Below are 12953 nucleotides of genomic sequence, written 5' to 3'. Positions count from 1 at the left end.
TGTTTTGACGCGTTTTCTTCACGCTTCGCTTGAAAACGCGATGCGCGTAACTTCACAAAGATCGGCCGCAGAATAGGTGGAAAATCAAAGCCCGATAGCGCCGAGCATCTGATCCATGGTGCGCGACGGCTCCGCACAGCCGGCCTCGCCGACGATCTTCGCGGGGACGCCGGCCACCGTGACGTTATGCGGCACCGGCTTGACCACGACCGAGCCCGCGGCGACGCGCGCGCAATGGCCGATCTCGATATTGCCGAGAATCTTGGCGCCTGCCCCGATCAACACGCCGCGCCTGATCTTCGGATGACGATCCTCGTTCTCCTTGCCGGTGCCTCCCAGCGTGACGCCGTGCAGGATCGAAACGTCATCGTCGATCACGGCGGTCTCGCCGCAGACGAAGCCGGTCGCGTGATCGAGGAAAATGCCGCGGCCGATTTTGGCAGCGGGGTTGATATCGGTCTGAAACACCGCCGACGAACGGCTCTGCAGGTAGTAGGCAAAGTCCTTGCGGCCCTTTTGATAGAGCCAGTGCGCCAGGCGATGGGTCTGCAGTGCGTGAAAACCCTTGAAGTAGAGCAACGGATCAATGAAGCGCGAGGTTGCGGGATCGCGGTCGTAGACGGCGATCAGGTCGGCGCGGAACGCATTGCCGAGATCGGGCTCGTCGCGCAGCGCCTCGTCATAGGTCTGCCGGATCAAATCGCCCGATAGCGCCGAATGATCGAGCCGCTCGGCGAGACGATGCACCACCGACTCTTCCAGGCGATCGTGATGCAGCACGGTCGAATAGATGAAGGAAGCGAGTTCGGGCTCGCGCCGGACGATATCCTCAGCCTCGCCTCGCACCCGGTCCCAGATCGGATCGAGCGCGGCCAGTTTCGAACCCTGCGGATTGACCTGATGCACTGCCATGATTGCTCTCGCAAATTCACTCGTATAGTTGGTATTATAGCACGGCGGGCGGGCGGCTGTCCCGGGTTGGCTTCGGCAAAGTAAATCGCCGCCGGATGCCATCGGGGTCAGTTCAAGGTGGTCAGCAAATTCCGGAAATCAAGCCGGAGGACGTCCGACTATTGGTGAATTTCGGACCGCCCGCCATTCGGCGGATGCTGGCCCAAACTGGGGGGAAGCCACATCAGCACGCAGACATTGCGGGCGCGTACCGCTGCGAACTCGCGGTCGGCCTGGATCGCCGCCATCGCCATCCCATTGATGTTGCTGGCCCCTGCCCTGTGGAATGGCTATCCCCTGCTCCAGTGGGACACCGGCGGCTATCTGGCCCGGTGGTACGAAGGCTACCTGGTCCCCAGCCGCTCCACCACGTTCGGCCTCTATCTTCACTTCGGCGAGGATTCGAGCTTCTGGATCAATCTCGGGATCAACGCGCTGGCGACGCTATGGATCCTCCAGTTAACGCTGCGCGTGCTCGGCATATCCGAGCCGTTGCGGCTGCTGGCCATGAGCCTCGTGCTGGCCTTGACCACCTCGCTGCCCTTTCTTGCCAGCACGCTCCTGACCGACATTTTCGCCGGGTTGTCGGTGCTTTCGCTCTTTATCCTGGTTGCGCATGGCAAGCGAACGTCGATCCCGGAAAAATGCCTGCTGTTCGGCCTCACCGCTTTCGCCGCGGCGACCCACAGCGCAACGCTCGCGGTGCTGCTCGGACTGTGCTGCGTCGGCTGGATCGCGCGTCCCTTTCTGCGCGGGCGGATTTCCGTTTCCGCACTGACGCAGGGCAGCCTCACCATCGTCGCCGGAGCGGCGCTGTTACTGTCGACCAATTTCGCGTTGTCCGGGAAACTGGCGTGGACGCCCGGCGGATACGGTGTCGCGTTCGCACGGATGCTCCAGGATGGCATCGTCGCGCAGTATTTGCGCGATCATTGCCCGAAGCAGAATTTCAAGCTGTGTCCCTATCGCGATCAGCTTCCCGCCACCGCCGACCAGTTCCTGTGGGGCAGCAGCATGTTCAACACGCTTGGCCGCTTTCAGGGACTGGGCGATGAGATGGGCTTCATCGTGTTGCATTCGCTGGCCGAATATCCGGCCTGGCAGGCGAAGGCGGCGCTGACCGCAACGGCACAACAACTCGTCTACGTCGGGACCGGCGAAGGGACCAATGGCTGGCTCGGCCATACCTACGGCATCATCGAGCGCTTTCTTCCCGCCCAGGTGAAGCCGATGCGCGCGGCACAGCAGCAGCGCTGGCATTTCGACTTCACTGCGATCAACCGGATTCACATTCCCGTTGCGCTGGCCTCAATGCTGCTGGCCGTCGTGCTGTTCGGCCGCGGCGTGCTGCGCCGACGGTTCGACGATCTCACCTTGCTCGCCGGGACGGTCTCGTTCGCCCTGCTCGGCAACGCGTTCGTCTGTGCCGCGATATCGGGCCCTCACGATCGCTACGGTGCGCGGATGGCGTGGCTTGCAACCATGGTGGTGCTGATCGCAGCCGCCAGGCAATTCGCCGGCGAAGACGCGCGCGACCGCTCATTGCCGCCGCGACAGGAAGTCGATGACCCCGACCTTGTAGACCTTGTCGCCGACCGCGCGCATGTGATCGCGGTTCGGAATGTCGAGCACCTCGGCACCCGGAATGATCTTCCCGAGCGCCGCGGCTGAGCCGGCGATTTCGTCCCTGGTGCCGACCGCAATCAGCACCGGCACGCCGATCCCGGCGGCCTCGTCCGCTGTCATCAGCCGCCGCGAGCCGCGCAGGCAGGCGGCAAGCGCGCGGCGGTCGGATCGGGTCTGGTCGGCGAAGGCACGAAACGTGCGGCCGACCGGATCGGTGACGTCCTCCAGCGACGGCGCTTCCAGCGCAATGGCCACGTTCTCGCCGGGGCCGCCGCCCTCGATCAGTCCAATCCCGATGCCGCCTAGAATCGCTGAGCGCAGCCGCTGCGGCTGCTCGCGCGCCAGGATCGCCGTCATTCGCGATCCCAGCGAATAGCCCATGATGTCGGCGCGTTCGATTCCCAGATGATCCAGCAGCGCGATGACGTCACTTGCCATCATCGCAAGTTCGTAAGCGGCGGAATCGTAGAGCTTTTCGGAATCGCCGTGACCGCGATTGTCGAGCGCGATCACGCGGCGGCCGTCCTTCCGTAAGTCGGAAACCCACGTCGGATAAACCCAGTTCACGTTCTTGCTGGAGGCAAAGCCGTGCACGAGGACGATCGGATCGCCCTCGCCTTCGTCGAGATAAGCAATTTCGACAGCGCCGTTGTGAAAACTCGGCATTATCAGTTCCGTTTTTGGGGGGATTGGAATTCGCGACCTTGCAATGACCGCAAGTTTAGCCGCGGGCGGCAGCGCCCGCCAGCGCCGGGGCGGCCGGCAAGCATGCTGCCGCCGCCTCCTTTCTCAAGCGCCGCGCCTTCTTGCGACGCAGCCACGCTTCGGTGGACCGCTCGGTGGTTGCTTTGATCGACGACAGAAATCCGAATAGCGCCAATATCGCACCGAATACCCACATCGTCAGATTGAACGTCCCGGCAGCCAGCAGCAGCGCGCCGCGGCCGAGCACTTTCAAAATCGCGCGGGTCTGACCGCCGTTGGATTCCGCAAGCCGCGCGGCGCGCGCAACGTCCTTCGGGCCTTGCGCGATGCGCAGGGCGTCGAGCGCGCCACGCGTGCCGGCCTTTTCGCCGACGCGTCCGACATCTTTCGCCAGCCGCACCAGTGCGCCGGCCTTCTCGGCGCGGAACGCCGCCTGGATTGCGCTGATGGTCTGGCCCGGCCGCAGCACCGAACCTTTCGCGACCGCCTGCTGCAGGACCGGCGCATCGACGACCTCTCGCACCGAGCGACCGGCCCATTGCGTCAGTCCCTCGCCCAGCCGTCCGACCTTGCGGGCGCTCTTGACCATGCTGAGGCCGGCGCGCACCGGACTGACCCCGCCGACGGAGACGTAGGTCGCGGCGGTCACCGCGAGCCCGACCATCGCAAGGCCCAGCACCAGCCGGTCCACGTCCTCGCCCGTCGCGAGGTGCTTGCCTTCGCGAACAACGTCCCTGATATCGCCGTAGACGAAGAGATCGCCGGCAACCGTACCCGACAGGCTTGCGACATCGTCGGCATTGCCGACCACGAAACCCGTGGCAAAACGCTTGGCAAAATGCGACGCCGAACCTGCGTCGGCAACGGCATCGCTAACGCGCTTCGATAGTTCGTCGCTGACGGCAATGCCTTTGTCGCGGGCGAGTTCGACGAAGCTGTTGGCGAGATCGGAATCGCCTTCCGCGAGCGCTGCCTCGATATGGCTGGCGACCAGCGCCTGGTTGGCCCGCAACGCGGAATTGATCTGGATGTCGGACAGTGTCGCGGGATCGTCCTGTGCGGCCAAAATGGCGCCGGCCTCGCGGGCGTGCGGCCACAGCGCCGCGCACACCGCCAGGCTGAGCGCCAGGCATCCCAGCGCCCCTGCTAGGGCCGAACCGAACCGCAATCGCCTCATCCAAAAAAGCCTAATGTTTTCGTCCTTCTCAAGATGGTATGCCGTTTTTAAGACACAACTGCCCCGACGAAAGAAGGGCTTTTCTCCGACGACAAGATTGTGTCGAATTTGCATGAGCAAATGTGCGGCGGGGACATCCCGAATCGGCTCTAGGAATCATCGGCACCCCCCACTATGGTGCGCGGCATTTCGAAGCTGCCGCGTTGCGTTGAATGCGTGCGCTCATCGTTGAAATCCAAGGTGAAGCTGATGTCCGACCATGTCGTCCCGCATTTCCATAACGACGCCGGAGTATCGGTAATCGAGATCGGCTCGCAGGAATTCATGTGCGTGGGCGCCAAGCCGCCGTTCGACCATCCGCACGTGTTTCTCGACCTTGGCAACGACAACGAGATCATCTGCCCCTATTGCTCGACGCTGTACCGCTTTGCCCCCGACCTCGCCGCAGGTGAGGCCCGCCCGCCGGAATGCGTCCTGAGGGACAAGGTCGCCTGACCTTTCGGTGGCCGCCGCGCGCACCATCATCGTAGCTGGTGCCGGGATCGGGGGATTGACGGCAGCACTTTCGCTCGCAGCCAAAGGCTTTCGCATCATCGTCCTGGAGAAGGCCGAACGGCTGGAGGAAGCCGGCGCCGGCCTGCAGGTTTCGCCCAACGCCAGCCGGGTCCTGGTCGACCTCGGCCTGCGGCCGCGGCTTGCCCCGCGCGCCGTGACGCCCGAGGCCATTAGTATCGTAAGCGCGCGCGCGGGCGGCGAGATCGCCCGCCTGCCGCTCGGCGAGGCTGCCGGCCTTCGCGCCGGCGCGCCCTATTGGGTGATGCACCGCGCCGATCTGCAAGGCGCCCTGCAGGCGGCGGTCAATGACCATCCGGACATCGACCTCAGACTTGGCTGCCAGTTCGAGGACGCGACCTCGCACGCCAAGGGGCTGACAGTGGTGCAGCGCCGCGGCAATGCACGCCAGCAGGAGTTGGCGGTCGCGCTGGTCGGCGCCGACGGCATCTGGTCCGCGGTACGGAACCATTTGTTCCCGGAGGTGCAACCGCAATTTTCCGGCCTGATCGCCTGGCGCGGAACCCTCGATGCAACCACGCTGCCGCGCGAATATACCGCTGCCCGCGTGCAGCTCTGGATGGGGCCGGACGCGCATCTGGTCGCCTACCCGATCTCAGCTGCGCGGCAGATCAACGTGGTCGCTATCGTGCCGGGAACCTGGAACAGGCCGGGCTGGAGCGCGCCCGGCGACGCCAACGAACTCAAGAACGCGTTCGCCTCGCAGCGCTGGCCGGCAACGGCGCGGATGCTGATCGGGGCCGTCGACGAATGGCGGCGCTGGGCGCTGTTCACGCTGCCCGATATCGGCGAATGGACCGACGGCGCGATCGCGCTGCTCGGCGACGCCGCGCATGCGATGCTGCCGTTTGCCGCGCAAGGCGCGGGAATGGCGATCGAGGACGCCGCCGTGCTCGCCAAATGTCTGAGCGAAGCCCCGGGCGACCATACCACCGGCGTCCCTGCGGCACTGAAGCGCTATGGCCGGCAGCGGCGCGGCCGCGTGCTGCGGGTGCAGCGCGCGGCCCGACGACAGGGACGCATTTATCATCTCACCGGACCGCTAGCGCTGGCGCGCGACGTCGCCATTAAAGCGATGGGCCCCGAGCGCATGCTGGCGCGGCAGGACTGGATTTATGATTGGCGGGTGTGAGCGGATCGCCCAAGGGGACGTTGGCCGACTTTAATTTGCCGTCCGGCTTGCCTTCGTACGGCCCTTGGCAGCGGGAGCCGGCGCGATCGATGGCGGGACCGGCGCCGGCCTGGCTTCCGGCTTCGGCTCCTGGCATCTGTTCTTCTGCCAGGCCTCGTCGGCGAGCTTCGACTGGCCGCGTAGCGCAATGTAGTCATTGCGATAGGCGAGCTCCGCCACCACGGGACCGGCGACGCCGGTTTCGGCCTTCGTCATCAGCCCCTGCAGTTCCGCGGTGCGTGCCGCGAGGCTCTTGCGCTCCGGCTCGAGCTGCTTGCAATCGTAGAGATCGTATTTGGCAGGATCGGCAAAGGCCGGCGAAATGGTGTCGCTCATCCCGGCGCAACCGGAAAGGCCGGCCCCGAGCGCAACCAGCGCCAGCGCCGCAAGGCTGCGCGAGGATAACCGGCGATGAGACAGCGAGTTGGGCATCGGACCTTCGTTAAGTGGATTATCTTGAGATTGCCTAAAGCTCGCCGCAGGTAAACACCCCAAGTGTCCGCATTGAGGCTTTGCTTCTGCAGGCGCGCTCACTTAAAGGTGGGGAGCGTTTGGTCCGGGGATCATCCCAATTCCACTTCTCCGGAAAACACGCTAAGTATCTGATTTGGTAGTGAAAGCGGGCGTGGCGAAATGGTAGACGCAAGGGACTTGAACGCTTGAGTGCTCTTGGGGAAACCCAAGCTGTAGAACTGCTCAAAGTCGGGGAAACCTTTCATATGGCAATCCCGAGCCAAGCGCCCAGACCTCACGGTTCGTGCGAAGGTGTAGAGACTAGACGGGCAGCACCTAAAGGCGCGAACGCACCAATGGTGAAGGTATAGTCCAGACCACAAACGAGCCAGCGCGGATGTCCACGCTGGCGAGGCGGCGAAAGCCGTAGCTGGTAAGAAAATCCCTCGGAGGGTGACCTCTGTGCCGGTTCGAGTCCGGCCGCCCGCACCAGCCTTCGCTCGCGAAGCGAGTGAGGGCTGCCACGCCGAAGCTGCCGGGCGAAGGCGGGCTTGTGTCCACGAGCTACGGCTTGGCAAGCCACCGCCCTGACGGGCTACGCGTGGTGCAGCCAGCGAAGGCCGCCAGGTCGGAGCGTGTCCGGCGTAGCTTGAGCGGAGCGAAAGCGAAGACGGACTGGTGAGGCAACGGGGGGCACATGCCGCAGATCGGCCTGTTCGAAATGCGCCGGCTCGAGATGCTGAGCAACACGATCTTCGGCGTTGCAATGACGCTGCTTGCCTATGATTTGCCTAAGGCTTCCAGCTTCACACACGCGCCTGATTGGCACGACGTGCTTCGCGTCTATGCCCAACCCGTCATTGCGCTGACGATCAGCTTCGTGGTCGCAGGGCTGTTCTGGTTCAGCCATCACCGGCGGCTGGCGGTGGCGCCGGAAGGCGGGCGCGGCGTGGTGTTCCTCAACCTGTTCTTTCTGCTCTCGATCATCATCCTGCCGGTGACCAACGGCCTCTACGGCAGCTACTGGCTCGATGGCGTGGTCGCGGTGATCTATGGAATCCATCTGACCATGATCGCCTCGCTGAACGCGCTGTTGTGGGTCCTTGCGCTGCGCGGCCGCAGCGATCCACAATTGCTGGTGACGGCGCTGTTTCCGGTTTGCGTGTTCGTGATTGGCATCGGTGCAGCCGTCGTCGCACCAAGTGTTGCGCATTTCATCTGGTGCCTGGCGTTTTTTGCGCCGCTGGCAGGCTGGGTCGCCGGACGCCACGCCGGCTAGCGTACCTTCGCCTCGCTCACTTTGAGCAGCCGGTTGGCCTCCTCCGCAATCATCCGCTCCATCTTTTCCTGAAACTCCTTGCGCGGCAGGCCCGGCGCGATCGGCGGCAGGAACGACAGCGTGACGGTGCCGGAGTGCATGATCAGGGTCTTCTTGCCCCAGAACAGTCCGGAATTGCACGCCGCCGGTACGACCGGGACATCGAGGTTGGTGTAGAGCGCTGAGATGCCGGCGGACTGGAATCTCATCGGCTCATCGATCGCCTGGCGGGTGCCTTGCGGAAACAGCAAGACCTGACGGCCCTCGCCGGCCGCGCGCCTGGCTTCATCGACCATCTGGCGCAGCGCATGGCGGCCCGCCGAGCGATCGACCAAAATCATCGGATAGCGCTCCAGGAACCAGCCGACGAACGGCACCCTGCGCAGCTCTTTCTTGGCGACGATGCTCGCATCCGGGAAAATCGCGCAGAGCGCTGCGGTTTCCCACAGCGACTGATGGTTGCAGGCGATGATGCAGGGACCGTCAGGCACGTTTTCGCGGCCAACTGCCCGGTAATCGAGCCCGACAACATGCTTCATCAGAAACATGATGCCGTTGACCCAGACCTGCGAGACCGCACGGACCGTCGAACTGCTCGCATTGAACAGCCACATGAACGGCACCGTCAGCGAAACGACGAGCGTCAGGATCACCACCGCGGTATCGAATATGATCGATCTCAAATAGTGCAACGACTGTCCCCTTGGGCGCTTTGTGGGCACCCAATACAGCACTTTCCCGCCGTTGCACAATTGCGCCATCGACCGGCCGGATTTGTCTCCCTAGGATGGTCGGATGCCGGCCTCAGATAAAATCACCATCGCGCCGCATCTCGTTTTCGACACCATCACCGCCGGCACGCCGGGCGCGCCGCTGGTGCTGCTGCTGCACGGCTTTGCGGAATCGATGCATTGCTGGCGCACGCAGGTGACAGCCCTCGGCGACATGGGATATCGCGCCGTTGCGCCAAGCCAGCGCGGCTACTCGCCGGGTGCGCGGCCGGATCCGCGCGAATTTTCACACTACCTGATCGACCGCCTGATGGACGACGTCATGGCGATCGTGGCAGCCTCCGGCTATGGCGGCGCGCGGTTTCATCTGGTCGGCCATGACTGGGGCGGCAGCATCGCCTGGGGCATCGCCGACCGCCATCACGAGCGGCTGGCCTCGCTCACGATTCTGTCGCGGCCGCACCCGAACGCGTTCAACCGCGCGCTGGCGACCGACGGCGAGCAGGCGCAGCGCTCAAGGCATCACAGAGCGTTTTTGGAGCCGGATGCCGCCGATGTCGTGCTCGCGAACGATGCCAGATGGCTGCGCGAGCGTCTCGCCGCCAATGGCGTTCCCGCTGACGCGATCGAGAGGCATCTCGCCGTGCTCGGCAACAGGAGCGCGATGGAAGCAGCGCTCGCATGGTATCGCGCACGCGGCGCGATCCGCGGGCCGCTTGGTCCGATCCGGGTGCCGACGCTCTATATCTGGGGCGACGCCGACGACACCGTTGGCCGCGCCGCTGCCGAAGGCACCGTGGATTTCATCGCCGCGCCCTATCGTTTCGAGGTGCTCCCCGGCGTCGGGCATTTTGCGGCCGATCAGGCGCCGGAGCAGGTGAGCGAATTATTGCTGGAACATCTGGCCGCGCATCCTGCGTGAGGAACGCAACGCCTATGAAAATGTTGTCGTGCACAAAAATGGAGTATGACGACATGACCAGCGAAAAAGATCGGGAAAAGGCTGCAGCCGAGCGCAAGCAAGCGCGGGATCAGCGCTCTCCGTCGCCGCCACCGCCGCAAGTCTCTCCGCCGCTTGGCAATGACGGCCCGGAGCTGGAGCGCGACATCCACTGCTGACGATGAAAACCAAAACGTGAGAAACAAAAACGCGACGGAGGGATAGTCCTCCGTCGCACTTCCTGCCGTTCTATCTTATATGGCGTTGGCGCCCTACTCGCTCTTATCGATGTTCCAGAACACCGGGGTCGCCGGGCCGTCGAGCACGCCGGTAAGCGACTTCCGCCATGCGCTCGGCGCGAGATACTGGCCGAGCGGAACGTAGATCACCTGCTCAAAGGCTTCCTTCTGAATTTCGGCGGCGATTTTCTTCTGCTCGTCCGGCGAGGTAGCGCGCGCGAACTTGTCCTTCAACTCCTCGACCTTGGCGCTTTCCGCCCAACCGAACCAGCCGCCCTTGGTGCCGCGGCCGCCGATCGACGCGTTGGCGATCGGGTTCATCACGTCGGCGCCGACCCAGTTGGTGAAAAACATGTTCCAGCCGCCCTCCTTCGTCGGCTTCTGGCTGGCGCGGCGTGTGACGACGGTCTGCCAGTCGGTTGCCTGCAGGTCGACCTTGAAGCCGGCCTCGCGCAGCAACTGCGCTGCCACGATCGGCTGCGCCTTCAGCGTGACGACGTCGCCCGGCGCCATGATCACGATCGGGGTGCCGTCGTAACCGGACTCGGCGAGCGCCTTCTTGGCTTCCGCCAAGCTGCCGCCCTTGGTCAGATTTCCGGCACCCTCTTCGGTCGCGAGCGGCGTGCCGCAGACGAAGTAGGCACCGCAGATCTTGTAATATTCGGGGTTTCCGACCAGCGCGTCCAGAACGTCCTTCTGGTTCATCGCCAGCAGCGCGGCGCGGCGAACCTTGACGTTATCGAAGGGCGGAAGGAGGAAGTTCATCCGGCCGAGTGTCTGGAAGCCGAGCTTGTTCAAAATCTCGATCTTGATGTCCTTGTTGGCTTTCACCACCGGCAACAGATCGAACGACGGATTTTCCATGAAGTCGATATCGCCGGACTGCAATGCGTTCACCGCGGTCTGCGCATCCGGCATGGTGATCCATTCGACGCGATCGACCTTCACCACCTTGCCGCCGGCCGTCCAGCTCGGCGGCTCCTTGCGCGGCACGTAGTCCGGGTTCTTTTCATAGGCGGCCTTCACACCCGGCTGAAATTCCGACTGCACGAATTTGAACGGGCCGGATCCGATATGTTCCTTGATCTGCTGACCGGCCGGCGTTTCCGCAAGGCGCTTGGGCATCATGAACGGCGTATAGGACGACGGCTTGCCGATCGATTCCAGCACCAGGCCGTACGGCTCCTTCAGTTTCAGCGCAAAGCTCTTGGCGTCGATCGGCTCGATGCTGGCGGTAAAGTCCATCAGCTTCTGGCCCATATTGTCGTTGCGACCCCAGCGCTTCAGAGAGGCGACGCAGTCTTCCGCCGTCACCGGCGCACCATCGTGCCACTTCAAGCCATCGCGCAGGGTGAACGTATAAGTCAGCTTGTCATCGCTGACTTTCCAGTCCGCCATTTGCGGCTGGACCTTGAAATTGGAATCGGTCGCCAGCAGCGTGTCATAGATCATGTAGCCATGATCGCGGGTGATGTAGGCGGTGGTGAAGCCGGGATCGAGAACGCGCAGATCGGAGTGCATCACCGCGGTGATGGTCTTCTTGCTGGCAGCCATGGCCTGCGACGTAATGGCTTGCGACGTCAGCGCCGCCGACAGCGCAAGCACCGACAAAGCAGTCGCTATCGTGGGACGTTTCCAACGCATGATGTGGAACATTCGATCTCTCCTGACGTGAAACTGGTCAAAGTCCGCTGATTCATTATGCATGCGGTTCGTTATTTGGGCGAACTAACACGCTGTAAATCCTGACGATTTGAAGACTTGCATCAAGCGCGCGGCGCGTCAATCCGCTTTGAGGTGGCCACCGCGCTGCGAATACCGCGGGACGCGCGTTCATGTTTCGCTTTACAAATCCGCGCGAGATCATTCTCGTACGCGGCAAGACCGGTGTCGGCCGGTCGAAACCCAGAGCAAGAAAACCAAGAGAAGTCCATGAACCCAGCCAATCTTCCCTTTGATTCCGAGGCCATGCTGCAGGGGCTCCGCGGCTGGGTAGAGTGCGAAAGCCCGACCTGGGACAAGGCTGCAGTGGAGCGCATGCTCGACCTCGCCGCGCGCGACATGGCAATCATGGGTGCGACCATCGAGCGCATCGCCGGCCGGCAAGGGTTTGCCGGGTGCGTCCGCGCCCGCTTTCCGCATCCGAAGCAAGGCGAGCCCGGCATCCTGATCGCCGGCCACATGGATACCGTCCACCCGGTCGGCACCATCGAAAAGCTGCAATGGCGGCGCGAGGGCAACAAATGCTTCGGCCCCGGTATCTTCGACATGAAGGGCGGCAATTACCTCTCGCTGGAAGCGATCCGGCAACTGGCACGCGCCGCGTTCACGACGCCGCTGCCGATCACGGTGCTGTTCACGCCCGACGAGGAAGTCGGCACGCCCTCGACCCGCGACATCATCGAGGCGGAAGCCGCGCGTAACAAATACGTGCTGGTGCCCGAGCCCGGACGGCCCAATAATGGCGTCGTCACCGGCCGCTATGCGATTTCGCGCTTCAATCTCGAAGCCGTCGGCAAGCCGAGCCATGCCGGCGCCACGCTGTCCTCGGGCCGTTCCGCGATCCGCGAAATGGCACGCCAGATTATCGCGATCGACGGCATGACGACCGAAGATTGTACGTTCTCCGTCGGCATCGTGCATGGTGGCCAATGGGTCAATTGCGTTGCCACCACCTGTACCGGGGAAGCGCTGAGCATGGCGAAACGCCAAGCCGATCTCGACCGCGGCGTCGAGAGCATGCTGGCGCTGTCAGGCACCAGCAACGACGTGACCTTCACGGTAACCCGCGGCGTCACCCGCCCGGTGTGGGAACCAGATGCCGGCACGATGGCGTTGTATGAAAAGGCGCGCGGGGTTGCCAAGCAGATGAGCCTCGATCTGCCCCATGGCAGCGCGGGCGGCGGCTCCGACGGCAATTTCACCGGCGCGATGGGCATTCCTACGTTGGACGGCCTCGGCGTCCGCGGTGCTGACGCCCATACGCTGAACGAGCATATCGAGGTCGACAGTCTCGCTGAACGCGGCCGGCTGATGGCGGGACTGTTGGCAACGCTGGAGTGATGGTGC

Annotated in this window: 12 protein-coding genes and 2 pseudogenes; 8 read left to right on the top strand and 6 right to left on the bottom strand. The window is 63.6% G+C overall.

Going from position 1 to position 12953, the window contains the following annotated elements:
- Window positions 1–84 precede the first annotated feature (84 nt).
- A complete protein-coding gene (gene cysE, locus LMTR13_RS16105; RefSeq protein ID WP_065728724.1) occupies window positions 85–912 on the bottom strand; it encodes a serine O-acetyltransferase in 828 nt (275 codons plus the stop codon).
- Between the two features lie 237 nt (window positions 913–1149).
- Between cysE and LMTR13_RS16100 the strand changes: the two are divergent.
- A pseudogene (locus LMTR13_RS16100) lies at window positions 1150–2475 on the top strand (hypothetical protein); the annotation flags it as partial.
- Window positions 2476–2490: 15 nt separating this feature from the next.
- On the opposite strand, the gene LMTR13_RS39340 reads toward LMTR13_RS16100, so the two are convergent.
- Both LMTR13_RS39340 and LMTR13_RS16095 read right to left on the bottom strand, forming a co-directional pair.
- Window positions 2491–3243: an alpha/beta fold hydrolase gene (locus LMTR13_RS39340; protein ID WP_083219069.1), complete on the bottom strand. Its 753-nt coding sequence runs from the start codon at window positions 3241–3243 to the stop codon at window positions 2491–2493.
- Between the two features lie 55 nt (window positions 3244–3298).
- Window positions 3299–4459 carry a hypothetical protein gene (locus LMTR13_RS16095; protein ID WP_065728722.1) on the bottom strand — a complete coding sequence of 387 codons (1161 nt, stop codon included), beginning with the start codon at window positions 4457–4459 and terminating at the stop codon, window positions 3299–3301.
- A 249-nt stretch (window positions 4460–4708) separates the two neighbouring features.
- Between LMTR13_RS16095 and LMTR13_RS16090 the strand changes: the two genes are divergently transcribed.
- Window positions 4709–4954, top strand: coding sequence for a zinc-finger domain-containing protein (locus tag LMTR13_RS16090; RefSeq protein WP_057843934.1), 246 nt, complete (start codon window positions 4709–4711; stop codon window positions 4952–4954).
- A 7-nt stretch (window positions 4955–4961) separates the two neighbouring features.
- Entirely contained in the window at window positions 4962–6164 is a 1203-nt protein-coding gene (locus tag LMTR13_RS16085) for an FAD-dependent monooxygenase (RefSeq protein ID WP_065728721.1), read from the top strand.
- A 30-nt stretch (window positions 6165–6194) separates the two neighbouring features.
- On the opposite strand, the gene LMTR13_RS16080 is transcribed toward LMTR13_RS16085, so the two are convergent.
- On the bottom strand, window positions 6195–6635 hold the full coding sequence (locus tag LMTR13_RS16080) for a twin-arginine translocation pathway signal (RefSeq protein ID WP_065728720.1): 441 nt from the start codon (window positions 6633–6635) through the stop codon (window positions 6195–6197).
- Between the two features lie 414 nt (window positions 6636–7049).
- On the opposite strand from LMTR13_RS16080, the pseudogene LMTR13_RS40815 reads away from it, so the two are divergent.
- Together LMTR13_RS40815 and LMTR13_RS16075 are read left to right on the top strand one after the other, a co-directional pair.
- Window positions 7050–7148, top strand: a pseudogene (locus LMTR13_RS40815).
- Between the two features lie 205 nt (window positions 7149–7353).
- Window positions 7354–7935, top strand: a complete 582-nt coding sequence (locus tag LMTR13_RS16075; protein ID WP_065728719.1) for a TMEM175 family protein — start codon at window positions 7354–7356, stop codon at window positions 7933–7935.
- Here LMTR13_RS16075 and LMTR13_RS16070 read toward each other — a convergent pair.
- The gene (locus LMTR13_RS16070; protein ID WP_065728718.1) at window positions 7932–8666 is read right to left on the bottom strand and encodes a lysophospholipid acyltransferase family protein; all 735 of its coding nucleotides are present in this window, start codon (window positions 8664–8666) and stop codon (window positions 7932–7934) included. The two genes, LMTR13_RS16075 and LMTR13_RS16070, sit on opposite strands and share 4 nt — an antisense overlap.
- Before the next feature lie 103 nt (window positions 8667–8769).
- Between LMTR13_RS16070 and LMTR13_RS16065 the strand changes: the two genes are divergently transcribed.
- Together LMTR13_RS16065 and LMTR13_RS40810 are read left to right on the top strand one after the other, a co-directional pair.
- A complete protein-coding gene (locus LMTR13_RS16065; RefSeq protein WP_065728717.1) occupies window positions 8770–9627 on the top strand; it encodes an alpha/beta fold hydrolase in 858 nt (285 codons plus the stop codon).
- A 53-nt stretch (window positions 9628–9680) separates the two neighbouring features.
- Window positions 9681–9824 (top strand): hypothetical protein, encoded by a 144-nt coding sequence (locus tag LMTR13_RS40810; RefSeq protein ID WP_156795648.1) that lies wholly within the window; start codon window positions 9681–9683, stop codon window positions 9822–9824.
- A gap of 93 nt (window positions 9825–9917) precedes the next feature.
- Here LMTR13_RS40810 and LMTR13_RS16060 read toward each other — a convergent pair whose 3' ends face one another.
- A complete protein-coding gene (locus LMTR13_RS16060; protein WP_065728716.1) occupies window positions 9918–11540 on the bottom strand; it encodes an ABC transporter substrate-binding protein in 1623 nt (540 codons plus the stop codon).
- 276 nt (window positions 11541–11816) lie between these two features.
- Between LMTR13_RS16060 and LMTR13_RS16055 the strand changes: the two genes are divergently transcribed.
- Window positions 11817–12947 (top strand): M20/M25/M40 family metallo-hydrolase, encoded by a 1131-nt coding sequence (locus tag LMTR13_RS16055; protein ID WP_065728715.1) that lies wholly within the window; start codon window positions 11817–11819, stop codon window positions 12945–12947.
- Window positions 12948–12953 lie beyond the last annotated feature (6 nt).

It is taken from the genome of Bradyrhizobium icense (genome assembly GCF_001693385.1).
Lineage (GTDB): Bacteria > Pseudomonadota > Alphaproteobacteria > Rhizobiales > Xanthobacteraceae > Bradyrhizobium > Bradyrhizobium icense.
This window is presented reverse-complemented; position numbering and strand designations above follow the sequence as displayed.